Raw genomic sequence first — 24673 nt, forward strand, 5'->3', positions numbered from 1 at the left:
CCTCTGGAGTTATCTAAATTAGGCTCAATACTTGGTAGTTTTCTACGGGTGTTTGGTTTAAGTATTGCCGCAAGGATAGATAATTGTAAGGTGTGTCGCGGAACTAAGAATCCCCGCACTTATAGGGCGGGGAGTGTCAACTCACCCAAGCTGATCCGGGATATCGGGGTCAGGGATACAGTCGTTGTTTTATCGCCACCTGTCAGTCACAAAGGGATGGGGAGATAGGCAGATGGGGAGAAAAGGATAAATTAAAAAATCAGACTGAATCGAATCATTACAGTCAGTTGGCGTCCATTCTATTATTAGGACTCGATTCCAAAAACCATCCCCCTAGCTGGGTGACGAACTATACCCTAACCGACTTAATTAATCAATTATCCCCTCCCCTGATTTTTGCTAACGCCGGGAAACCGATTCTGTTAATCCGTAATCGTAAAACCGATCTAGAATCTTTACCCGCTTTACCCCCCAGCGCACCTGAACGGTTTTGTCCCTATAAAGGTTTAGCCTATTTTGATTACAAAAACGAAGATACCCAGTATTTTTATGGACGAGAGACGTTAACAGATGAACTCCTCGAACATATACGCATAAACAATTTCCTGGCGGTAATTGGAACCTGTGGGAGTGGGAAATCTTCGCTGATTCGCGCCGGACTTTTGCATCAGCTTAAACGGGGACAACGGTTATCAGGGACTCAGGAATGGCTGACCTTGATTTTTCAACCCGGTGAACATCCCCTTGAGAATTTAGCCCGATCATTTGTCAATCCCCATAACCCCGAACGTGACTATCAGTTTACACAAACCATGAAACTGATCCAAATGGGGGGAGTAGGATTAGGGATTGTGCTGCGTACAGTGGCTGGAGAACGGCGGTTATTGTTGGTGGTGGATCAATTTGAGGAGGTATTTACCTGCTGTCGGGATGAAACAGAAAGACAACAGTTTTTTGATTGTTTGTTGGGTGGATTAGAAAGCACCGAGAATCAACTTTGTCTGGTTATAGGGATGCGAACAGATTTTTTAAGCCATTGTGCGAATTATCCCCAACTGGTGCAAAAAATTCAGGCGCTTATGGTAACTGTAACCCCAATGACCAAGGAAGGATTAGAAACCGCTATTATTAAACCAGCCCAGCAAGTGGGTGTGGATATTGAGTCAGATTTAGTCACTCAACTCCTCTGGGATTTAGAGGATACTGCCAGTTTACCGTTACTCCAGTTTATGTTAACTCAACTGTGGCAACGGCGTCCAGTGAATCGGTTAATGGTAGCAGAATATTATCGGTGGGGTAGGCTGCAAGGGGCAATCGAAAAACACGCCAACCGCGTTTATCAATCGTTTTCGACGCAGGAACAAAAAATTGCCAAAGACATTTTTTTAGCGTTAATCCAGTTGAGTGAAAACAGTCAAGTTACGGCGCGACAAGTAGACCCATCTGAGTTAATTCTGAGTTTCCAAGAAAAATCTGGAAACCAATTAGTAGAAACCTCTTCATCAACAAATGCGGTCAAAGATAGTGGCGATCGCCATTCAACAAAAGCAGTTACATCAGTGATGCAACAATTAATCGATGGGGGTTTAATCGTCACTCACTCCGGGAAATGGAATCAAACCGTCGTAACAATTGCCCACGAAGCCCTAATTCAGCATTGGTCAAAACTCCAGCAATGGGTCGAAGAAAAACGCCACAGGATGAGACTGCAGGAACAAATTGAAGCCGCAGCGATTGAGTGGCAAACTCAAGGAAAACCCTACCGAATCTTATCGGAATTAACCATAACTGAGGCAGAGTATTATCGAGATTATCTTAATTTATCCCCTTTAGGACAAGACCTGATTCAGCAGAGTATCCAGCACAAAGGAAGGCGACGGGGTTTTGCTAGGGGAGGATTAGTCATCGCGATCGCGCTATTGAGTCTAACCACGGGGATGGCGATGAGCCGATGGTATAAAACAGCACAAATCGCTGAACGGGAACAGTTATATAAAAATGCGGCTACCGTGCAAAACTTGCTCCCGGTGGAACCGATTAAGGGGTTGTTACTGGCAATTGAAACAACGGCTCAAAGTTATGCTAAATTGCAGCAAGTAGATAAACGAATTGCGTCAAGTCTTTGGCAAGCCATTGAAGTAGCCAGAGAACGCGATCGCTTAGACCATGAATCAGCGGTTAAGGCTGTGGATTTTCATCCCGATAATCAAATCATAGTCAGTGGAACCGAGGATGGTTTAGTTCATCTGTGGACGCGACAAAACCATTTAATTCGTCAATCCTTACCCGGACATAAAGATGAGGTGACAGGGGTGGCTTTTACTCCTCAAGGACAGGTGATTGCTAGTAGTAGCCAGGATGGTACAATTCGCTTGTGGACGATTCAAGGTCAACCCCAGGGTCAAGCATTTTTAGGACAGGATTGGATCACCTCAATAGCTTGGAGTCCAGACGGTCAATTCCTAGTTAGTGGTGGCAAAGATGGTACAGTTCAGGTGTGGAATCGCCAAGGTAATCCCATCGGTCAACCGTTTCTGGGACATCAGGGAGTCGTTTTTACGGTGGCGTTTAGTCCCGATGGAGAAACCATCGCCAGTGGTAGTGGGGATGGGACAATCCGCTTGTGGAATCGTCAGGGTCAACCCTTGGGTAAACCGTTCCGGGGACATGAGGGTGTGGTGTTTGACCTAGGGTTTAGTCCCAATGGTGAGAGGATTGTCAGTGGGGGACGAGATGGGACAGTACGCTTATGGAATCGTCAAGGTGAGTTAATGGGTGAACCTTGGCGAGGACATCAGGGAGTGGTTTTTGCGGTGGCGTTTAGTCCAGATGGGGAAACCATCGCCAGTGGTAGTGGCAATGGTACAATTCGCTTATGGAATGCTCAGGGTCAGTTACGGGGTGAACCGTTACGGGGACATCAAGGTGCTGTGCGATCGCTGAGGTTTAGTCCAGATGGTGAAAGACTTGCCAGTGGTAGTGAGGATAAAACGGTACGCTTGTGGGATGTGAGGATATTGCTAGAACCCCAGGATTGGCAAACGGGGTTGCAAGTGGCGTGCGATCGCCTAAAAAATCATCCCGTTTTTGAACGTTCCCAGCCAGAAATTACGGCTATTACTCTATCTCGTGATATTTGTCAAGCTAAAATGTCAAGAACGCGCCATTAAACATTTGTGAGACGTGGTTTGTATAGGGCGTCTGGTAATCAGTAGGGGCTCTCGCATTTGCGCTCTATAGTTATGCAACAAACCGCTCTAAACTCCGCCCGTACATTTGATTCCCCGGTTCTGACAACCGGACAATAAGGATGGATAATTGAGACGGATTAACCACCCGTGCGATCGCTTTCTCATCGAGGAGATCTCTCAAACGTCAGTAATGAGGTAACCGTGCAGCTAAAACAAGTGATTATCGTCCACAAAGCCAGAGACTCCCAAGGTCAAGCTTGGGCGGAAAAATGCGCTCGGCAATTAGAAAAACGCGGTTGTCATGTCCTAATTGGACCGAGTAGCGCCAAGGATAATCCCTATCCTGTGTTTTTGGCATCCGTGATGCAGAACATCGATCTGGCGGTGGTGCTGGGAGGGGATGGCGCCGCCTTAGCCGCCGCACGACACCTAGCCCCCGCAGGTATCCCGATTTTGGCGATCAATATTGGCGGACATCTGGGATTTCTGACAGAACCCTTTGAGGCGTTCAAGGAGAGCGAACAGATATGGGATCGGATTATCGAAGATCGCTATGCTGTGCAGCGACGCATGATGATCGAAGCCCTTCTGTTTGAAGGGGATTCCCGCCAGGATAGCTTTGCCACAGGTACCAATCTTGAACCCGTGAGCGATCGCTACTTAGCGCTGAATGAAATGTGCGTCAAACCCGCCTCAGCCGATCGCATGATTACCTCGATTCTAGAAATGGAAATTGACGGAGAAGTGGTTGATCAGTATCAAGGGGATGGATTGATTGTCGCCACACCAACCGGTTCGACTTGTTATACCTTATCCGCCAACGGTCCGATTCTCCATGATGGCATGGAAGCGATCGCGGTAACGCCAATTTGCCCCTTAAGTCTATCCAGTCGTCCCTTAGTCCTACCTGCGGGTTCTATTGTCAGCATTTGGCCCCTCGGCGATTATGAACTCAACACCAAGCTGTGGATGGATGGGGTAATGGCAACACCGATTTGGCCCGGACAACGGGTGGATGTGCGTAAGGCAGATTGCTATGCCAAGTTTATCATTCTACGCGAAAATAATTCCTACTACAAAACCTTACGGGAAAAACTACAGTGGGCTGGGGCGAGATTTCATTATAGTAATAATCACCGACATTAATTGATTTGAATGTGTAGGGGCGGGTTTTACTCCTATCGTTTCTCACCTAACGCAGATGTGACTAAACCCGCCCCGATCGAATTCAAGGAAATAGGGTAAAACCCTTTCATAACTAGAATGCCCCTAAAATGGTCGTCAAATTCCTGCGGTTCTCTGGTGCATTGCCGGAATTGACTAGAGTAAGGATAATAAAACTCTAACCATAAATATCAGTTCTGGGGTTAATTGTCTACCCAAAAGCTAGCAAAGCGTAATGATGATTTCACAAACCGAGTATCGCCAACGCCGCGAACAGTTGATGAGTCAGATTGGTAAGGGGACGGCTATCTTCCGCAGCGCCCCGGTTGCGGTGATGCATAATGATGTGGAATATAATTTTCGTCAGGATAGTGATTTCTTTTATCTGACGGGGTTTAATGAAGCGGAAGCTGTGGCGGTGTTAGCGCCGCACCATGCTGAACACCGCTTTGTTCTGTTTGTCCAACCCAAAGATCCAGAAAAGGAAGTTTGGACAGGGTATCGGACGGGGGTTGAGGGGGCGAAAGAACGCTATGGCGCAGATGAGGCGTATCCGATTACGGAACTGGATGAGAAGTTACCTCAGTATTTAGAGAAGGCAGATCGGATTTATTATCAGTTAGGGCGCGATCGCGAGTTTAATCAAACCGTTCTCAATCATTGGCAAACCTTGATGCGGACCTATCCCAAGCGGGGAACGGGTCCGATGGCGATTGAGTCCACTAATCCGCTTCTCCAGAAGATGCGCTTGGTGAAGAGTCCCACTGAGTTGGAGATGATGCGTCAAGCTGTGGCGATTTCTGTAGATGCTCATAATTATGCCCGAAAATTTGCCCAACCGGGATGTTATGAGTACCAAATTCAGGCGGAAATCGAACATATTTTTCGTCAACGGGGGGCGTTGGGTCCAGCCTATCCGTCGATTGTGGCGTCGGGGGTGAATAGCTGTATTCTGCATTACGTGGAAAATACCCGCCAGATGGAAGCTGGGGATTTGCTGTTGATTGATGCGGGCTGTGCATATCAGTATTACAATGCCGATATTACCCGCACGTTTCCGATTGGGGGTAAATTTAGCGAAGAACAGCGGATTATTTATGAGTTGGTATTGAAGGCGCAGCAAGACGCGATCGCACAGGTGCAACCGGGAAAGCCTTATAATCTATTTCACGATACCGCCGTGCGGGTGTTGGTGGAAGGATTAATGGATTTGGGTTTACTGGCGGGAGATATCGAGGAAATTATTAAGGAGGAGAAATATAAACCCTTCTATATGCATCGTACTGGACATTGGTTAGGGTTAGATGTTCATGATTCTGGGGTATATAAGAATGGGGAAGAAACCTGGCAAACCTTTGAACCGGGTCAAGTGGTGACGGTGGAACCGGGATTGTATATTGGCTTAGATATTAAACCGGTAGAAGGTCAACCTGAGATTCCTGAACGTTGGCGCGGGATTGGCGTCAGGATTGAGGATGATGTTTTGGTTACCGAGTCGGGGAATGAGGTGTTAACGGCTGGAGTGCCCAAGTTGGTGGATGAGATGGAAAGTTAGAAAGGTAATCATTTTCCCCCAAATCCGAAGGTGTAGGGGCGGGTTAACGACATCGTAGATACGATGAAGTAGAGACGTTCCGGTGGAACGTCTCCGCCCTTTCCGACAATCGAGGATAATTTAGTCAAATCAAACCTGTCATGAAAATAGAACTGGTTAACTTAGGCGTGATTCAAAAAGCCGAGATTGAATTAAAGCCACTGACTGTGTTTATTGGTGAAAATAATACGGGTAAAACTTGGACATCCTATACATTAGCATCTATCTTAGGAGGCTATGGATTGTCGCAGTATTTAAAAGCCTATATTAAAGGAGAAACAACCCAAGCTTATCCGCCAATCGATAACGCGATCGCCCAAATTTTGGCAGAAGGGAATGCTCAGGTTGATATAGTTCAGTTTGCCCGTGACTATGCTGAACTCTATATCAATGATGTTGCTCGTTTAGCACCCAATTGGATGCCAGAATTTATGGCGACGGAACGAGTCAATTTCCAGGACTTACAAATAAAAATTAGTCTAGCTGCAACCAAACATGAGGTTTTGCATAAACTGCAACACACCTTTATTGAAAAATATATTGCTCCCAATCCTCAAAGCGGAGCTGCCCTCCTCAACGCTTTAAAAGAAGAGGATGACTCTATCTTATATTTTTATACTCTATCTGAATCTAAAGGTAATATTTTACAAAAAATTCCTGAACGAGTTATTAAAGAGTTTGTAATTACAATAATTCTTGTGGAAGTCCATAGCGCTTTATACTCAGCAGGCATTTATTTATTTCCAACTGAAAGAACAACGTTTGTAGCGGTTCCTTTTTCGCACTCTGAATTCAATGAATTAAAAAAGAGCCGAGAAGAAGCCAGTGAAGAACTTGAGCAGACGAAAATCCAGAAAAAAAGTTCACCGATAATGGGAGGTGAATCATTAAAAAGTTTTATCCAAATGATTTTTTGGTCTTATTTCAGAGATTGGACTGATAGAGAGAAAGAAATTAAAGAAAATCCAGAGATTTCTACTTATATTGAACTTGCTAAATTATTAGAAAGGGATATCATACAAGGAAATGTAGATTTTGAAGATTCCGGCTTAGGGAAAGAACTGCTCTTTCAGGCTTCAGACTCTGTGAAATTGCAAATGCCAGTGGTTTCTTCGATGGTCAAAGAATTGACACCGTTAGTCCTTTGCTTGCGCTATTGGGTTGAACCTGATCACTGGTTGATTATCGATGAACCGGAAATGAATTTACATCCAGCAGCGCAAGTCGAAATGATTGAATTTTTAGCGATGTTGGTAGAGGCTAACCTGAATGTATTAATTACAACTCATAGTCCTTACATTGTCGATCATTTGGTCAATCTCATGCAAGCTGCAAAGCATGAAGATAAAGAGAGTATCAAGGATAAATTTTACTTAGAGCGGACAGAGGCATTTATTCCTCAAGAGAAAGTTTCTGTCTATTTATTTGAAGAGGGAACCGCTAAAAATATTTTGGATGAAGCAGGGCGAATTAATTGGCAGACTTTTGCTAATGTGTCTGATGACATTGCCCATATTTTTTGAGAATGTCTATCAATTCCAATTTCAGTAGCTCGATAAATAATGCCTTTTAATACCTTGCTCTTAACTGAGTGTTTTCTTCCCGGTCAAACGCATTATAAGGAAAGTGGCGTTGAGATCAGCTTGCAACCTGAAAGTGGCGAAACTGTTTTATTTTTCTCGATAGACAACCAATCTAATCCGAATTGTAAGTTTCGTCAGCTATTAGGGATTGATAAAGACAATCAAAATATTTGTGACTTGATTGTATTGTATGCTAAAGACAATCAAAGGGTGATTTGTTTTGTGGAATTGAAAGGGAGCGATTTAGGGAGAGCCGTTAAGCAAGTTTGTAATACCGATAAATTTTTAAGGCAATCTTTAAAGAAATCAACGTCTTTTTCCAATTTAACCGCCAAAGCATTTATTAAATTAAAAGGTTCGATCCCCCAAGAACATCGTAGATATCAAGAAGAATTAAGTAAGCATTTTGGCGATCAAAATTTTGATATTGGTAGGACTACAGATTTTGGTCAGTTTTTGCGAGGGATTGTCCGCCAATCTAAAGGTAAACGGAAAGGTAAACGGAACAAAACGAATCTGAAATAAGATAGGTTCGTAGTTGAAGACAACCCTGGTTATCAAGGTTTCAGTCCCCTTGCGGGGATTTAGTTGGTGGAAACTCCACCATCTGAAACATCGGCTGGATGAGGATTCTATCGAGGATTTTCGTAAATCCCATTGCGGTTACTCGCTCACGTTTTCTGGACGCACGTCGGTCATTGGTGTCAACTTAAGCTTAAAGTCTTTCCCCGATTGACTTTCGTTATGTATTTTAGCAGTACTTCACAGTTTAGATCCCCCTAAATCCCCCTTCAAAAGGGGAACTTTGATTCGTTTATTATTCCCCCCGTGCAACAAAAAGCGAAGCAACTTCTGGCTTCCCCCTTTTTAAGGGGGACGGGAGGGGGATCAAAAAGGGGGGCTAGGGGGGATCTCTTATTGAGTAACGGTTTAACCTTAAGTTGACACTAATGCACGTCGGTGCACCCCTACAATTTTAATCCCTTGAATAACCATTACTCATCCCCAAGGACTTTTGTAGTTCGACAACGGTTAGACAAAGTAAAGCGAATTGGGCGCTCGTTTCGTTTTTTGCCCGCCGTTCAGGTGTCATCCGTTGTCGCAATTCCCTAAAAGACTTGGTTTTCATTGTGGTTGGTGTGCATTTTGAGCCGATCTCGACATTGATCAATTCACGCCTTTAACCCTGAGCTTACCGTCTATCTTAAAATTAGACCAATTTCACTGATTATCAACCGGATTATTTCAACCGACGCATTTAACCTTTTTGAGACTTCCATCCTCCTTGAGAGCCACAACCTCAACCTTAACCGTTTGCCCTTCAAAGAGTGATTTCGCCTTTTTTGGCTCTTTTTCCGTTAATTTAATCGTTTCCAGAATCGTATATGTTACCTTATTCCCCTTAATAGCTGTAACCGTCGCGTCTAGGATTTGACCCACCCGAAAGTCATGAGTGCTAACCACCTCAGCAATTTCGGCTTGACGCGCTGACTCGCCAACGGGTTCAGCGTTTTGGTAATAGCGCATTAGCCGATAAGACCAGCCTAAAATATGTAACACCACCGAGGGATGATCTTGATAGGCTCTTAGGTATTGGTTACAGGTATTTTCAATCGCTTGGTAATAGTCAGACGTTCGCTTACTATGTCCAATTTGTCTGCCATTTCTGACCAAGGTTTTGAGATAATCAAACAATTTTGTTCCGTCTTGGTGGGCGTAATTGCGAAGATAGGCGATCGCTTTTCCTAGTTCATTGGCGTCTGTATCTGCTTGAACCAGGGTTTGCGCGATCGCGCGGGCAATTTTCCACTCATTTTCGGTTAAGTCTTCTGTTATTACCATAGAGATTTTATCCTTGGTTCTTCCAGGTTATTAGAGATGTTGCATGCAATGTAGAGACGTTGCATGCAACGTCTCTACAATGGTGCTAATACATTCCTTCCGGCGGTTCTCTATCAGTAGGATATCCCAACACCGTGACTAATTCCTGCAATAACTGAGATTGCACTAATTCTCGATGCGCCGCCTGAATCGCCTGTTGTATCAACTGTTGCAATGGTTTTCCGGTGAGGGGTTGGGATTGGTTTTGGTAGGATAAGTAGCGATCGCGTGGATTATCGACAGGTTCTAAACTCCTTACCTCAACCGTCATTGTCCCCATTCCAATCGGTTTACCGCCACCCACTTTAAGTGCGATCGCATTCGGTTTATCTTGTCCGAGTACAATAAGTAGGGTTCCCAGTTCCCCTTGGGTTAAGTTTCGATAGGGTAACGATGTGCTAAATACAAAAGTTTTCGCCGCTTGTTGTACTGATATTCCCTGCTGTTGCCCTTTATCTACAGCCCGAATTGTGTGATAATAAAACTTGCGCCCAGCGACCTTTCCCTGGTTAAAATAACCTGGGTATTCATCAGGATGAGGACGATAAAGAGACGGCATAAATCCGGGACGAAATTCGGTTGATTCGCATTCAGCATCATTAAACTGAATTAACCCTTGCCAATTAAGCGCCCCAAATACCCGACAAGCGGGACAGAGTTGGGTTTTGTTGCGACATTCCTGATAGCCTTCGGGAATTTGATTCGGTTTTGCCTTCGTTTTACACAAGCAGCTACGGGTAATCGCTTCATAGGTGGAACGTACCACACCTTTGAGAGAACTACCGGGAATCATTAACTGTCCCTCCCTTCCCTGAATCATGGTTTTAATCAAGGAAATCGACTTTTGTCCCACATCCGTTCCCAGGGCGATAACTCCCGTAGAAACATGTAATCCTGTCTGAACGGTTAATTTTAAATGTAACCTTCCATGGACGCGATCGCGATAATATTGATCTTGCCCTTTAGGATGTTGTAATTGCGGCTTTTCTTTGGGTAAAGGGATGAGGTGATAGGGTTTCGGGGCAATTATTTGGGATTGTTGAGGGCGGGGATGGGGTTTATTATAACTCATTTTGGCATATCCACAGTTAAGGCAACAAAATGCACCGTTGCGGTAGGTTTAGCGATAAAATAACGCTGGGCTAGTTTGGGCTGATTAGAGGAACTATTTCTCACATCCAGACTTTCAGGGTAAATTCGCGATCGCGGGAATCGGGTTTCATTTGGAGGATACCCATAAGCAGGGCGTTGTTCGGTTTTCCAATAGGATTTATTCTCAGAGTTTTCCTGATTTTCTGTGTCTTTTACAATTGATGTAAAGCCCGGAACTTCACCCGTATTCGATAATACAAGTACGCTATAACGGTTATTTTGGCGCTTCCAACGTAACTCGCGATCGCAATTAAACATCTGTCCTTCGGGAGAGGGAAAATTATCGGGTAATTGTTCCACAATTCCACTCACTTGATGACTCCAACGCAGAAAATAATAACTCGGCGAAATTGCTTGCTGTTGCAATAATTCTCTTAACTGGGTTTCGGTGAGCAAATCTTGACAAACACCAACAAAAGGATTCATGCTGCAACTCCTTCTACTGTGACTCTTCACGGGAAGTCTAAAAACTATTGTAGAGACGCGATGCAAGAAGCGTCTGGGCGGGTTTAGTTACATCTGGTTGCAACCGAAAAGATAGTGGTGAAAGTGAGCCCCTACACAATTCACACTCACGTTACGCCACATACCCTGAAAAGTCGGCTTCCACTCTCTCACACCAAGCCCGAACCGCCCGCATAAATAAATCCTCAACTTGTTCCTTTCCTTGCCATTTTAACTGTACTCCAAACCCCAGCGCCATTGATTCCGCCCGCACAGGAGTATCTTGCATATCATTAGCCGGAAAACCATAACGATTCCGTTCCTCTTCCTCCAAAAACATACCAGCCCCCAAAAGTTGATTATCTTGCCATTCACCGCCACCTCCTAAACGACGAATCCGTTGATTTTTAACAACACAACCCGGATATTGGACAACCGCCTCGTTTAATTTTACCTCGACAATTCCCAAACCGCGAGACTTAGCAAACCCCAAACCAAACCATCCCTCATCTAAATCCCGCAACACCAAGCCAATTAATCCTAATTGTGCTAACGAGAAGTTTTTCAAATGGACTTTAGTGCGAAACTCCCCAGCCGTACAAACTTGATAATTAAACGGTCCCACCGCCACCGAACCAAACACGCGGTCAATCGCCACGCCGTTGCGTTCTTCCAGTTTCACAGGTTGAGACTCAACCGGATAAGCATCCTCAATTCTCACCCGACTAGCAATTGACTTATTGCCAAACATTTGATCGGTAAAAGAGGATAATTTATAGATATCAGAAGCTGACTTATTTTTCAGATAGTGATATGTATCATTTAACGGATCATTTGCCCAAAGCATATTCGGATTATCAGAATTCCGATTATCGCGTCCCACCGTTCTCACAATTCGTTCAGCATGGGCGCGGATTGCCCCTTTTAGGGAACTTCCGGGTAAATAAACCGAACGCCCTCCCCCATGATAGGTTTCCACAAATTCCATATCCGGCTTAGTGGGATCAGCACCTTCCCGCCCTGATTTAATCAGAATCGGTCCACAGGGGATTAAACTAAAATCAATCGTGCATTGATTAACCAATCGTTTGTGCATAATCTAACTTTGTCTGGGAATATCGGTAGTTTAAGCCGCGACTAAGGTATCGAGTTGGGCTTCACAGTGTTGAAAAATAGAGTTAACGGCTGCAAATAGGGAATCGAGTTCTTGAATAATGTAAAACGTAATATTTTTAGTAAATACATTGCCTTCTAGTTTACCAAACTGCCAGAGTTCACCATTAGAAACAATCCCAAAGACAGTAATCTGAGGATGTTGATTCAGGTGTTGAGCCGCCACCATTTCGGCTGCACACTGACCCCACCCTTCTTTAAATTTATCTTGTTTTGCCTCAACCAGTAAGAAATAGGGTTGGTCAAAAACAACTTTTCCCAGTGGGGAGCGTTTGGCTAAAATATATTCCGGAAATCCAGAAAGCGTCTCATCGTAATTAAGCGATTCATGACTCCATAAAATAAACTTACTCGAATAACATTTCCAGACTTGTTTAAGCACCGGATAAATGAGATTCTCACAAATAGCAAACTCTGAATTATTCACCACCCCTTCCCGCATCACCATCTGGAGATCTTCCCGTAAATAGTCCGGAATATCAAAAGGAGATTCAACAATAAAATTCACTTCTGTATAAGTAATCTGAAACTCTTGGATAACATCCGCAATACTGGTGTACTTATTAAATGACATCATCACCTCACAACATTTCGTTCGTAGTTGCGCTTTAGCGCCATAATCCTAGGAGCATGTCACCTTTGTAGGTTGGGTTGATGATTCCCCTTCTTTTACCCCCCTTTATCCCCCCTTTATTCCCCCCTTTCAAAGGGGGGCTAGGGGGGATAGAGAAGAGGTTAGGGGATGAGGGTGAAAACCTTGCGCCCGATTCAATGGTAAGATGACTGATAAATCATTTACATCGCATTCACCTCAGCGTTTTGATTTTCCCGATTTTCCAGATGACCAATCAATGATTGTACCCACTGATCTTTATAGGTTTTGCCATCTTCATAAGCTGAACCATAATTATCAACCATTTTTTTGAGATAATCCAGCAACTTATCAGCATCAATCTTATCCGGGTCATTTTTATCTCTGGCGTCAAACCAGTGCATTTTATCAACCTCTAATTTAACCACACCCAAACCCCGTGAACGCCCTCCCCCCAGTGGAATTTGTTCCGTCTCAAACTGATGTAACCCAATCATTAACAACCCCAACTCCCAATCCTCAGCATTTTCCACCACCGCCTTAAACTCAAACGGAGTCCCTGCTGGAACCACTTGGAAATCATAAAGTTTTCCATCAGCAGCGGTTTCTGTATCCCTATCAATCGCCACCCCATCCCGTTCTTGATATTGACCAAACCAATAATTTGACATTACCATCAAGTCTCGAACTTGGAACTTACTCGCCAGCCAAGGCGAACCAAATAGGTGAGAAATTAAGTCAGTCTGGTTTAAAATAGCCTCAGTCAGCGCCGTATCCGTGGGATATTGCTCTTTGAGTTGCTTCATTTCCTGAGCCGTAATCGCCCACTCCTCCTTCACCGCCGGATTAGCCACCAAAGTCCGCTCCCCGCCCAGGATACCACGGAGGAAGCTTTCTAAGCGCGATCGCAACGCCCCCTTAAAACTAGCTCCCGGTATCAACGGTTTACCCAACGCATCTTTAATCACCGGTAAATCCGAACCAATCGGTTCCGTGGAACGCCCTGCACTAATTCGTAGTGCAGTTACTGTAGTTAAGGTTCCGCTAATCTCCAAACGATTTTTAAAACGATCAAACATAATAATACCTCCAAGAGCGCCATAAACACCCGCATCACCCACCATAAACCATTAAGTTACTAACATTCACTAAAATATTATAAGATTGGTGAGTGGATTGAGTAAAAGACATAAAATAAATAATTATTCGTCTACTATTTTGTAAATTCTTTTGCTAGATGTAGAGCAATAGTGTTTGTTTCAACAAGATTACGCCCAGTTGTTTCAATACATAAACCTAATCCTTGATCTGTCCAAGTTAAAACAAATTCAACAATACCATTAGGTTGAGTTTGCCGTATTGGGTTAGTACGTCCTGGATTCCAAGGCAAAGAATTGACAATTTTTTTCACATAAGGTGAACGACAAATTTTTTGAGCAAATACTTGAAGAACATCTTTCCCATGATCATCTCTGATGCTAATAGATTTCTTCTCAGGTTCAGTATCATCCATAGGAATTAGCGAGAGCAGTGTACTTTCTTGTTTAGCAAATTGTAAACGAGAACGCTCGTGAAATAGAACTCCCATTGCTGAAAGAGAAATATAGGAGGTACTATCTATCCACTCTTCATCAATAATTGATTCTATATAACCACCTTCTAGCCTTTCTCCAAATTCTGATTTTGCAATTGTTTGTCCAGATTCAAGCTGTTCAAAAAATGGATAGTTATTCAACCAAAAAACTAGGTCAAGGGCAACAGGTTGTGGGGGTAGCTCAATTACCTCGGAAAATTTTTCAAACAAGTAGTAAACTGGGATTTCCAAAGCTTGCCCAATCATACCAGCAAAAGAAATTTGTGCTTTATAACCCCCAGTAGCATTAATCGCTATAACTTCTGGTGAAAACTTCCTGACTTCTGTGCTAATTTCACGGACTAGGTTTTTAAGACCTTGTTGCTTAAATGCCTTGACATCATCATCTCTGAGTCCTTCGAGAACTCGGACTTCGACCTTCTCAAACTGCAATGGATTACTATCGTTATTGTAATACAGTTTCAGAATCTCTCCAATTACTTGACCATCTGCTGTATCAGAGACAAGGAAAATTAAACGTATTCTTTGGTTGAGAAATTCTTTATCACAAATGCTTGTGATTGAGTTAATTTCTGCTCCACATATACGTTCATTATTTTTTCGCTGTAGCAGGAATCGTGATAACTTATTCCAGTTCTTTCCTTCAAGGGCTTGTTTGATTGATTCTTCTTGTGAAAACTTTAGATTATTCAAAAGACTGGTGCCTACTGTGCAAATGAGTGTATTTCGCATGACTGTTAACTCCAACTATTTTTTTAGATTTTTATTTGGTTTGATTTTTAAGCTTTTTTGTTCCAACTCCTGAGCATTTGAAAATTTTATCTCACCAACTCTGGCAGTATGTTCTCGTGCAAGATATCCCAGGTAAAGTCGAGTTAACTTTAAATGAATATCCTGTTCGAGCAGAGTCTCTCTAGCCCCTAAATATTCTTTCAGTGCATCTTCCTCTCTAAGGCTATTTTTAACTCGGCTTAAAATATCCTTTGCATCCTTAATTAGTTCTTCTAGTTGATTGACTACTACTGAAGCAAAAATACCTCTGGGTTTTTGAATTTTCCAAACTCGGCTTGATTCGCTTCGCCCTATTTGATAGCGAATTTGTGTTTTAATTGCTTCTAACGAGAATGTTTCAGTAGAAAAAGATAAAATATTTCTGAAAGGCGACTTTTTATCTGCCTTCTCTATTTCAAATTCCTGAGCTATATCTTGCATACGTGGGATTATTGTATTTAGTTGAAATTCTATTTCTTTATCCAGTCTCAAGATTAACCTGGTTCCTAAATCTAATCCAGTACTAGCTATCATAACTATTTCGCATCCTCCCGAAATACTAGATGAAATTTATTACAAACTTGTACTTGACCAAACCCTTCGTAGGTGCGATCGCCTACTCCTTTCAACTCTAACCTTTCTAACGCCTCAATCCAATCTTTCTCCTTATCTTTGATTGTACTAAATAAATAAACCGCACCTTTATTCGTGATTAACTCCACATCCTTCATTAACCCCCAAGCTGAATTCCAGCCAGAAATATAGTCATAGCTACTATAAGCAACATGTAGTTCAACTGGGTAATCCGTTAACTGAGAAAACTGTCGCAGCATATCTGAAGAAATTACCATAGTGCGTTGCCAGTTCTCAGTTAAAATAGCATCCGATTGCAAATCTAATGTAAAATAAACCCGATTCTCTAGCGGACGATTGCCAAAAAGATTTCCCCACTCACGCCAACGCTGCTGGAGTGCAGCGTTAAACTTCTTGATCCGTGAAGCAACATCTGTATTCGGTTCAACCCGATTCGCTTCTATTTTAACCTTCCCTAATCCCCGCGAAGCCGCACCACCGAAACGAAATGTATGAGCGTTGATGAAATCAGTCATTAATTGAGCAAGATTGTCATCGTTTACCAAAATTGAACTACGATAGATAACAGGTAACCAGTCCTTAGATTTATGTTTAGATTCTACGGGAAATGATTCATTCAAAACCTCAAGGCTATAAAGTATCTCTGATTCCGATGTAGCCCTGCATCGATTAATCCCGACGCGAGTGAGTAGTCGTTTAGTGACTGAATGCTTTAAATACCCATATTGACTATGTGAATAAAAGCCACTATAGGGTTCTACTCGCTCCCCTTTCTCGGTTGGGCAACTTGGGTCATAAAGACTATCGTAACCTTCAGCACAAAATCGGTCAATCAAGGTGTCAAAAACACCATTTCCTTCACATTTTCCATTCCGTTCCCGCTTAAAACCGGGCTTGGTTTTAGAACTAACCGCCGTGGCAGGTAGAACCTGAACCTCATCGGCGACAATTGGCAACTCTCCATCCCCTTCATTTTTTACCTTGGCTGATGCTGGATAACCATTGTGAAAAATGGCAGCATTCTCACTCAGAAATAGGGCTTGGAAATCACCACCCACTTCACTCAAATCAGCATTCTGCCGACCGGATTGTTGTAACATTACAGCAGCCATCGCTCCCCGAATTACTGAACCCGGAATATAGTCTGCTGCTTCACTGACTGAACCCCCTGGTTTTTTTCGTCCAATTGCTAAAGGAGATAACACCTTAATTTCCAGTTGAATGCGCTTCATTTACTCCTCCTTTGGCTAAATAATTCCACACTGACTCATCCACCTGAATTGGGGGAAGTTCCCACTTCAACCATCCCAATCCTGTGGATTTAGAACCGCCCAAAGCATTAATATGGTGTAACCCAGCTAAAATTAAGGCTTTGGCATAGAAAGGAAAATTGGGCTGAAGATGAATGTCTCCAGTAAACTTAAGCTGAATATTAGCGGGTGAGGTTTCTAGGAAGTAGAGTTTTTTCTCTTCAGCAGTATGACGACGACGATTAATAGTCACACCAGGGCGGAGAACTTCTGGCGGGAGATTGTCTGGTTCTTCTTGGCAAATTAAGTCATCAAAAATGACTCGTGACGGTAAGGCGGGATTGCCAAAAATCTGACAAATTAGGCAATGATATCGGTGATCTCCAGATACTCGATAATCCTCAGATACTCGATAATCCTCGTCTCGTTGAAAACGCCTCACCTCCTCTGCGGGAAAATCTGCACGTTGGGGACACATAGTTTGAGGATTGGGTGCTTGACAAATTGCCCAGCCTAACCCCCGTGCTAATTTCTCACATTCATGGCGCAAACGCCCTTTAAGTTGAGATGCAGGAATTAGGAGTTTGTTGTCCGCAGTACGCACAATTGGCTTATCGGCAAGAGAACCGGAAGAACCTCCTGCACCCACACATAAAGCGGTATGAATGACAGCCGTTAGGGACATTCTTTCGACTGGATTGGATAATAATTCTTGTAGATAAATCATGGTAATCGCGCCTCCGTCTGGTTCGGTTGTTCAGTGGTTTCGACAATAAAAGGATAAAGTTCGACCAATTCCTGCCATATAGTTTCATAGGTAGTCGTACCATCCTTTTCCGGTAACGACATCCACGGTGCTAAATTACCATTATTAGTCTTGGCATTACACCAGGCTTTTTCAAAATAATCCGCCAATAGTTTTTGGTTTTCTGGTTTCAATCGAACGCGGAAATAGCGATAATTTAGCATAGCTGTCTGTTTGCCTTGTTCGAGTAAACGGCGGATTTGATAAAGTTGCGATCGCGGAAATTCTGACTGCTTTAATTTCTCCCCGGTTTCAATCAATCCGCCGAGTTCGTGTAAGGTATAAGGTGCGCCATAGAGTTTCAGGGTTGGTTTACTTTTTTCTTGTTCCTGCATAGTTAAACCCTCTTGGCGAAACTTTGCAATATCTGAGGAAATCATGGTTACCGATTTCAGGGTGAGAAAGTCAACTGTACCGCCGTGATAGTTATAATATTTTTTTAAGTCCTTTGCCTTCTTCTTTGCTGATTTGAGTAATTGCTCATAGAATCTTTTGGCATAGTAGATGGGGGTATTATAAGCCGTAATTAAAACACCGATAGACGTACTCAGTTCACAATGGCTTTGGGGTGGGACTTTACCTTTATATCGATGGGCTTCCTGTTGACTCGGCAATGACTTGTAACTCATTTCTAAAAGTATAGATTCAAACTCATCGCCAATGGTTTGAGCTATTTTCAGGGCTTTGTTAGCAGGGACAACGATTAACACATCATCTCCACCCAGCAGCAAAATCTCAAAAGGGTGAATCCACTCCCCATTTTTATGGGTTGATTCATCATCCGGGTCTAAGTTTTGCAATTGATGAGGTTCTAGGTGTTTGGCTAATGCAATATAAACGGATTTTTTCGTTGCCTCAAAAATATCTGCACTAAATTTTCTATATTGCTCAGGACTTTGAATTGATTTTTGGATGTACCCTCCCATATTATTGCCATCAGCATAAATGTAACCCACAAAGCCATCACTAGCATCCCCAATTTCTGTCAAGGTTTGGGCTGCTTCAACTGTTATAGACGATTTATTTCGGTAGTACTTTTCTCTATAGTGGTGATTTATTTCTAAGAATTCATCATTGAACTTCGTTACCCAGTCTTCAATAGATTCCGGTTTCCAGGTAAAGTGTTCGGTGTACCATTTGGGTAACTTGTCTGGCTTAACGGCACGCTTTGCTAATAATCCCACAATCCGCTTCCGGGCTAAAGGTTCAGATAACCAAGGTTGACTCGGAATCGTATTGGCTTGTACCGCAGCTAAAGCGCCAGTATTATCATCCCGGAGTAAATAAGGATGGGTTTCAAACATAGGCGGATAGCGACGGCTGGGACGTTGGACATCTGGTAAGTTATTACCGTTGCGTCGCTTCTGAAATAAAGCCGCCAGTTTCCCAGTTATTTCGTTAAAGTTCTTGCGATTTTCAAATAAGTATTTCCAGATTTGACCGTTTTTAAGTTGACCAAAGTAGGCGCTTGTGATCGGATTTGTTTGCCGTTTCTTATCCTGTAAATACCAGTCTAACCATTTGGTTTGTTCAATCGGATTGTCAAGTAATCCAAATCGCAGTTCCAGCAATCTGAAACTTTCTCCTACAGCACAAGAATTAGCGGTCAAGGTTTCTTCTGTATAGCGTTTTTCAATTAAATTGACCAAATCCGGGACAAACGCTGTAGGGCAAAAGGCTAAAATGTTACCCCCTGTTGAGTAAATAACTAACTCAGGAACAAGTGCTTCCCATAACTGTTGCAGTTTTTGATCTTGGTGTTGTAATTCTCGCCTAACCTTTTGGCAATATTTTCTCGCTCGGTAACATTCCGGAAAATCCTCTGGTAACTGTTCACACTTGAAAAAAGCGGGTAAATCGATTAAATTAATTCGGTCAAGCAAGGCTGACGCGCCCCGAATTTCTGGAAGTTTAGCGGATTCAAATACATAGCCTTTAATCTTTGTTGCACCGCCGTAGACTAAACCGATTCGGGTAGTTTGCTCCCACAAATTGGGATAATTATCCTTAAGATCAGTGATTTTATCTGGAAAATAGTCTTTGGAAATTCCTTGCAGTTGCTGGACAGCTTCAACCTGCGATCGCACTTCCTCTGGAACCTCTTTTCCTTGATACAACGCCTCTCGCATTTGCTGCAAGATACTTAGATTATCATGTTTCCGTCCCTCGCCCCAAGCGAGACACCAGGCGATTCCAATAGTTAGAGGGTGTAGAGAATGGGTCATAATTGAGCGTGCTTTTAAGTTATTGTATCCAAATACTAGAGAGAATAGATAGGGGAATATCTAGCTTGTGCGCTCCTTCCTTTCTCTGTGACTCCCAATCCAAACAGCATCTAGGTTTAGGGTTCCTCAGTCGGGTGATTTAGTAACTATTGTTACTGACAAAAAGGGGGACAAGGATAAGAATTGTCTTCGCTAATCATTGCCGAAAGCTATATCAACTGGAACCGGATTATCCCCCTAGCTGGATGTTGGATTACCGAGAAAGTGCGGCGGGTAATTCCACGGGAAATACTTCACCCACGGAGACATCGTGAGTGTGAGTCGCCACGACGACAACGCCTAAACGGGGGTCATAACATCCCACCCAGGCGGCGGGATGACATTCGTGAACCAGGTAACTGTACAGCCAAATCGGACCTTTTCCTTCGATGACGATACCTTGGTTGAAGGGTATTCCTTCTGGTAGTTTTAGTCCTTTAATATCTGGGGGGGAAATAATGCCGTCTTCTGTGGCAATCTGGAAATGCAGGTGTTGATAGGGTAAACCAGTTTGGGTTTGATGGGGAAGCAGTTGAAGTTGAATCGCGTTCATGGTTTTTGCTGTTCTGTGAGTACGAGGCTAATGTAGCACCCCCTGGGAAAGACCCTTTTCCAGCACAAGTAAGGGACTATAGAGACAAGGGGGTTGGCGTCGGGGAGGAGGGGATGAAAACTCTGGTATCAGTAAGGTGGGCAATGCCCACCCTACAACTTGAAAAATTTACCCGGTATGCTGGATAAGCGGAGGAATAGAGGAAGGCGATCGCACGGATTCGGTAAAAAGATGATAACCTTTTTATTTTCGGGGATTACGGGGAGAATAGGGGTGTAACCTTGTCAAATAGAGAGGGATTACTACCAGGAGAAGGTGCGGTTGGACGCTATGCTGACTTACTTAAAACTGGACGTAGAGGGGATAATCTAACACCTCACCACATTCCTTCTAATGCTTTTATGGCAGCAAAGGTTCCTGGCTACACTAGAGGAATGGGCATTGCTATGATGATGGAACATCCTTTGCCCGGTCAAGGAGGTCGTCATCGTCAAACTATCTCTTATGGACAATCTCCTGATTTAAGTCTTTCGCCTAGGCAGGCTCTGGCTAGAGAGATTAGAGATGCGCGATCAATTTATTGGCGTCAGGGACTTTATACGCCAGAAATTAGACGCAGCTTACAGGATATTATCCAGTTCAATAAGTTAGCTTGGCAGGGTATTTTTGAGCAGGGAGAAAATAGCTGATGTCACAAACCAATTGGATTCGTGTCTTAGAGGCTAATAAATTGATGCGATCGCGCCAAGAGGTGATCGCCTTTGAAACGGCGTTAGCTGAACTAGCAAAGCATCCTCAAACCGAGGATTTACCCACCTTACATCTCATTTTCGATGATCGCTGTGAACAGCCAGAGGTCATGTTTAGCCTGCTTCATTTTCTAGAATCCTTTGATTTACAGCAACAGCTTCAAGCATTTATTACTGTGGCGCCTCAATTAATCGGGTTGGCTCAAGATTGGGCGAGAATCATCCATACTCGGATTTTGAATGATGATTCGGCTTGTCAGTTGTATCGAGAGTTGTTACATTCGGTTAACTCACAACACCCAAATTTTATCCGTCAATTGCTTGAAGACAGCGCTACTCGTCATTTAACCGATCTGAATTCGCCAGGGGAGTTAATGAAACAGGTTTGAGACAACTCAGTCTACCCTAGATATAGGAGCAACCCCTTAAAAATCCGGCATTCACCCCATCATGGCACCCCGCAAACGCAGCCAAACCCAACCCCCTCCATCCCGCCATCCCTGGACACCGGATACAGAATTAGTCGGACTTGTCTTAGAATTAACTCCCAACGCCCCAGACTCCCTCTATACTCAATACACCGTCGGACTCCACGCCTGGTTCTTAGATCAAGTTCGCCAAACTAACCCCGAACTCTCCGCCTATCTCCATGATGGTCAATCCGAGAAACCTTTCACCCTCTCCCGCTTAGACGGAGACTTCCTCACCTCTGGAAAAACCCTCAAACTCAAACCCGATACAACCTACCGTTGGTACATCACCGCCCTTTACCCACCCCTAACCCAATGGCTCGCCGAATGGGTTCATCACCTGCCAGATATGATTAAGTTACGCGGTGCTGTCCTCAAGATTAGCCGTTGGCACATTGCTTTAGCACCAACCACTTATCATAACTTATTCACCCCAACCCCCACGCCATCCCAATCTCTAAGCCTCAGCTTCCTAACCCCCACCAGCTTTCGCCGCAAGGGGCACCATTTCCCTTTACCGGTTCCCAGGAATCTATTCCACAGCTATTTGCGGCGCTGGAATGATTTTTCTCTTCAACCCTTTGATCAAACCGCATTTTTAGACTGGGTAGACGAAAATGTGGTGATTCAGCGTCACCGTTTAGAATCGATGAAAGTCGCAGCCGGAAAGAAAGGAGTCGTCACCGGATTCACAGGTGCGATCGCGTTAGGACTCGACTCAGGTGCCACCCAACACCCAGAATTTAGCCAATTATTCCATACCTTAACCCAATTTGCCCCCTACTGCGGCACCGGACACAAAACCCCCTTTGGCTTAGGACAAACCCGCCTAGGCTGGTTATCCCCCGAAACCCCCGCCCTCCCCTCAATAGAAACCCTCTTAGCCGAACGCATCAGCGAATTAACCCAACAATTTCTCGCCCAACGCCAGCGCCAGGGGGGAAATCGGGCGCAAGACATCGCCGAAACCTGGGCAACCATCTTAGCACGACGAGAAATGGGGGAATCCTTAAACGCGATCGCAGATGATCTAGAGATGCGTTATCAAACCGTCAAAACTTACGCCAAGTTAGCCCGCCGTGCCATCTTGAACCCTGACAGATAACTCTACTTAATTAACAGTATTACAGTTGTTCCCTGTAACCGCTACTATTGCTATGTATAACATTGAGGCGGTTCAGGGGCAATGCATGAATTGAATTCATCCTCCTCCACACAAGCAGAACGGTTTCGGCGGCTTCAGAGCCAGTTGCGCGATCGCTGGTCTAGTATTGATCTATTTGACCAAGATGATCGCGACATATTGGTAGTGCCCTCTGTCTCCGTTGATCAGCGAGAACTAGCCAAGATTCCGGGTTTTCTGCACTATGAGGAACGGCTGTTATTTTCCCTGATTCGCTTACGCAATCCCCGCACCCGCCTGATTTACGTAACGGCGGTACCGCTATCGCCGATTGTGATTGATTATTATTTGCAACTTTTACCCGGAATTCCCTTTTCTCACGCTCGTGAGCGTTTGATGCTCCTCTCAACCTATGATGCCTCACTCAAACCCCTGAGCCAAAAAATATTAGAACGTCCCCGGCTAATGGCGCGAATTCGTCAGGCGCTGCGTCCGCACAAATCCTATATGGTTTGTTACAATTCCACCCAGCTTGAGCGAGAATTATCAGTAAAACTCGGTCTACCCCTTCTCGCACCTGACCCCGATTTACTCTACTGGGGAACCAAAAGTGGGAGTCGGGAAATTTTTAAACTCAGTGGTGTCTCCCATCCCGATGGCTGTGAAACAATGTGGACAGTGGACGAGTTGGTGGAAGCGGCGGCTGTATTGTGGGAACGTCATCCCGACTTAAAGCGGATGGTGATTAAACTCAATGAAGGCTTTTCTGGGGAAGGGAATGCCATCCTGGATTTGAGAAAAATCCCCAACGCGGCACCAGCAAAAGCGTCTCATGATCAACGGGTTGCAGCTATCCACGAAGACTTAGAACATTTAGGCTTTCAGGCACAGAATGAAACCTGGACTCAATTTTCCAGTCGCATCCCAGAGTTAGGCGCGATTGTCGAAATATTTATCGAAGGAGAGAAAAAGCGATCGCCCAGTGTGCAAGGGTATATTACCCCGCGTGGTGAGGTAAAGATACTATCCACCCATGATCAAATTTTAGGCGGTCCAGATGGTCAGATTTATCTGGGCTGTCGATTTCCCGCTGATGCAGCCTACCGCTTACCCCTGCAACAGATGGGAATTAAGGTGGGACAAGTTCTGGCACAAAAAGGTGCAATCGAGCGTTATGGCGTGGATTTTGTCGCCGTTCACCAGCCGGAGAAGGGGGAAAATGCCTGGGATTTACAGGCGATAGAAATTAACTTACGCAAAGGGGGAACCACCCATCCGTTTATGTCTCTGAGGTATTTAACCAATGGTCATTACGACGCCTCAACGGGTTTATTTTACAGCCAGCAAGGTCGCCAGAAATATTACATCGCTACTGATAATTTACAACGGGATCATTACCGAGGGTTAATGCCCAATGATCTCATGGATATTATCACCCATTATCGTCTACATTTTGATAGCAGTACCCGTACTGGCAATGTGTTTCATTTGATGGGCGCCCTTTCAGAGTTCGGCAAACTGGGATTAACCTGTATTGGCGACTCCCCTCCAGAAGCGGAGGCATTTTATAACCAGGTGATGCAAGTATTGGATCACGAAACCACCGGGACTGAGAATGACCAGTTTTCTTATCCCTGTGAGCCGATTTCCTGGTTCTCTAAGTGATATCGAATCCGCTTGATTGCATACAGATGCGGCTTTCCCGTAGTTAGGGCTTGCTGCACAA

Annotated in this window: 24 protein-coding genes; 10 read left to right on the forward strand and 14 right to left on the reverse strand. The window is 44.1% G+C overall.

Annotated features, from left to right (window positions below; all coding sequences use genetic code 11):
• Both RLO19_RS14495 and RLO19_RS14500 read left to right on the forward strand, forming a co-directional pair.
• The coding region (locus RLO19_RS14495; RefSeq protein WP_446357433.1) for a hypothetical protein at window positions 1-228 on the forward strand (228 nt) is incomplete at its 5' end.
• A gap of 59 nt (window positions 229-287) precedes the next feature.
• Window positions 288-3170, forward strand: a complete 2883-nt coding sequence (locus RLO19_RS14500; protein WP_446357435.1) for an nSTAND1 domain-containing NTPase — start codon at window positions 288-290, stop codon at window positions 3168-3170.
• Between the two features lie 70 nt (window positions 3171-3240).
• On the opposite strand, the gene RLO19_RS14505 is transcribed toward RLO19_RS14500, so the two are convergent.
• Window positions 3241-3372 carry a hypothetical protein gene (locus RLO19_RS14505; RefSeq protein ID WP_446357436.1) on the reverse strand — a complete coding sequence of 44 codons (132 nt, stop codon included), beginning with the start codon at window positions 3370-3372 and terminating at the stop codon, window positions 3241-3243.
• A 20-nt stretch (window positions 3373-3392) separates the two neighbouring features.
• Between RLO19_RS14505 and RLO19_RS14510 the strand changes: the two genes are divergently transcribed.
• From RLO19_RS14510 to RLO19_RS14525, 4 genes are all read left to right on the forward strand, one after another.
• Window positions 3393-4337, forward strand: coding sequence for an NAD(+) kinase (locus RLO19_RS14510; RefSeq protein ID WP_446357438.1), 945 nt, complete (start codon window positions 3393-3395; stop codon window positions 4335-4337).
• A 256-nt stretch (window positions 4338-4593) separates the two neighbouring features.
• The gene (locus RLO19_RS14515; protein ID WP_446357511.1) at window positions 4594-5910 is read left to right on the forward strand and encodes an aminopeptidase P N-terminal domain-containing protein; all 1317 of its coding nucleotides are present in this window, start codon (window positions 4594-4596) and stop codon (window positions 5908-5910) included.
• Window positions 5911-6050: 140 nt separating this feature from the next.
• On the forward strand, window positions 6051-7472 hold the full coding sequence (locus RLO19_RS14520; protein ID WP_446357440.1) for an AAA family ATPase: 1422 nt from the start codon (window positions 6051-6053) through the stop codon (window positions 7470-7472).
• A gap of 39 nt (window positions 7473-7511) precedes the next feature.
• Window positions 7512-8057 (forward strand): hypothetical protein, encoded by a 546-nt coding sequence (locus RLO19_RS14525; RefSeq protein ID WP_446357442.1) that lies wholly within the window; start codon window positions 7512-7514, stop codon window positions 8055-8057.
• Window positions 8058-8508: 451 nt separating this feature from the next.
• Here RLO19_RS14525 and RLO19_RS14530 read toward each other — a convergent pair whose 3' ends face one another.
• The 13 genes from RLO19_RS14530 to crn3 all read right to left on the reverse strand — a co-directional run bounded on the left by RLO19_RS14530 (window position 8509) and on the right by crn3 (window position 20605).
• Window positions 8509-8661 carry a hypothetical protein gene (locus RLO19_RS14530; RefSeq protein WP_446357444.1) on the reverse strand — a complete coding sequence of 51 codons (153 nt, stop codon included), beginning with the start codon at window positions 8659-8661 and terminating at the stop codon, window positions 8509-8511.
• A 116-nt stretch (window positions 8662-8777) separates the two neighbouring features.
• Window positions 8778-9374, reverse strand: a complete 597-nt coding sequence (locus RLO19_RS14535; protein WP_446357446.1) for a hypothetical protein — start codon at window positions 9372-9374, stop codon at window positions 8778-8780.
• A gap of 85 nt (window positions 9375-9459) precedes the next feature.
• Complete coding sequence (locus RLO19_RS14540) at window positions 9460-10485, reverse strand: RAMP superfamily CRISPR-associated protein (protein WP_446357448.1); 1026 nt, start codon at window positions 10483-10485, stop codon at window positions 9460-9462.
• Entirely contained in the window at window positions 10482-10991 is a 510-nt protein-coding gene (locus RLO19_RS14545) for a hypothetical protein (RefSeq protein WP_446357450.1), read from the reverse strand. Before RLO19_RS14545 ends, RLO19_RS14540 begins: the two co-directional genes overlap by 4 nt.
• Window positions 10992-11142: 151 nt before the next feature.
• Window positions 11143-12105: an RAMP superfamily CRISPR-associated protein gene (locus tag RLO19_RS14550; RefSeq protein WP_446357452.1), complete on the reverse strand. Its 963-nt coding sequence runs from the start codon at window positions 12103-12105 to the stop codon at window positions 11143-11145.
• Between the two features lie 30 nt (window positions 12106-12135).
• On the reverse strand, window positions 12136-12756 hold the full coding sequence (locus RLO19_RS14555; RefSeq protein WP_446357513.1) for a hypothetical protein: 621 nt from the start codon (window positions 12754-12756) through the stop codon (window positions 12136-12138).
• A gap of 221 nt (window positions 12757-12977) precedes the next feature.
• Window positions 12978-13853: a type III CRISPR-associated RAMP protein Csx7 gene (gene csx7, locus RLO19_RS14560; protein ID WP_446357453.1), complete on the reverse strand. Its 876-nt coding sequence runs from the start codon at window positions 13851-13853 to the stop codon at window positions 12978-12980.
• A 134-nt stretch (window positions 13854-13987) separates the two neighbouring features.
• Window positions 13988-15100: a putative CRISPR-associated protein gene (locus RLO19_RS14565; protein WP_446357454.1), complete on the reverse strand. Its 1113-nt coding sequence runs from the start codon at window positions 15098-15100 to the stop codon at window positions 13988-13990.
• Between the two features lie 15 nt (window positions 15101-15115).
• A complete protein-coding gene (locus tag RLO19_RS14570) occupies window positions 15116-15673 on the reverse strand; it encodes a hypothetical protein (RefSeq protein WP_446357456.1) in 558 nt (185 codons plus the stop codon).
• Window positions 15674-15675: 2 nt separating this feature from the next.
• Complete coding sequence (gene csx10, locus RLO19_RS14575) at window positions 15676-16965, reverse strand: type III-D CRISPR-associated RAMP protein Csx10 (RefSeq protein ID WP_446357458.1); 1290 nt, start codon at window positions 16963-16965, stop codon at window positions 15676-15678.
• On the reverse strand, window positions 16940-17710 hold the full coding sequence (locus tag RLO19_RS14580) for an RAMP superfamily CRISPR-associated protein (protein ID WP_446357460.1): 771 nt from the start codon (window positions 17708-17710) through the stop codon (window positions 16940-16942). Before RLO19_RS14580 ends, csx10 begins: the two co-directional genes overlap by 26 nt.
• Window positions 17707-20013 (reverse strand): type III-B CRISPR-associated protein Cas10/Cmr2, encoded by a 2307-nt coding sequence (cas10, locus tag RLO19_RS14585; RefSeq protein WP_446357462.1) that lies wholly within the window; start codon window positions 20011-20013, stop codon window positions 17707-17709. The genes RLO19_RS14580 and cas10 overlap by 4 nt, the downstream gene beginning before the upstream one ends.
• 253 nt (window positions 20014-20266) lie before the next feature.
• On the reverse strand, window positions 20267-20605 hold the full coding sequence (gene crn3 / locus RLO19_RS14590; RefSeq protein WP_446350775.1) for a CRISPR-associated ring nuclease Crn3/Csx3: 339 nt from the start codon (window positions 20603-20605) through the stop codon (window positions 20267-20269).
• A gap of 281 nt (window positions 20606-20886) precedes the next feature.
• Here crn3 and RLO19_RS14595 point away from each other — a divergent pair, with 281 nt between their 5' ends.
• The 4 genes from RLO19_RS14595 (at window position 20887) to RLO19_RS14610 (ending at window position 24612) form a co-directional block, all read left to right on the forward strand.
• Complete coding sequence (locus tag RLO19_RS14595; protein WP_446357464.1) at window positions 20887-21294, forward strand: hypothetical protein; 408 nt, start codon at window positions 20887-20889, stop codon at window positions 21292-21294.
• Window positions 21294-21743: an Imm30 family immunity protein gene (locus tag RLO19_RS14600; RefSeq protein ID WP_446357466.1), complete on the forward strand. Its 450-nt coding sequence runs from the start codon at window positions 21294-21296 to the stop codon at window positions 21741-21743. The genes RLO19_RS14595 and RLO19_RS14600 overlap by 1 nt, the downstream gene beginning before the upstream one ends.
• Window positions 21744-21804: 61 nt before the next feature.
• Entirely contained in the window at window positions 21805-22929 is a 1125-nt protein-coding gene (gene cas6, locus RLO19_RS14605) for a CRISPR-associated endoribonuclease Cas6 (RefSeq protein WP_446357468.1), read from the forward strand.
• A gap of 81 nt (window positions 22930-23010) precedes the next feature.
• The gene (locus RLO19_RS14610) at window positions 23011-24612 is read left to right on the forward strand and encodes a peptide ligase PGM1-related protein (protein ID WP_446357469.1); all 1602 of its coding nucleotides are present in this window, start codon (window positions 23011-23013) and stop codon (window positions 24610-24612) included.
• The last annotated feature ends 61 nt before the right edge of the window (window positions 24613-24673 follow it).

The sequence above is a fragment of the Coleofasciculus sp. G2-EDA-02 genome, assembly GCF_040226375.1.
Classification (GTDB): Bacteria; Cyanobacteriota; Cyanobacteriia; order Cyanobacteriales; family Coleofasciculaceae; genus Coleofasciculus.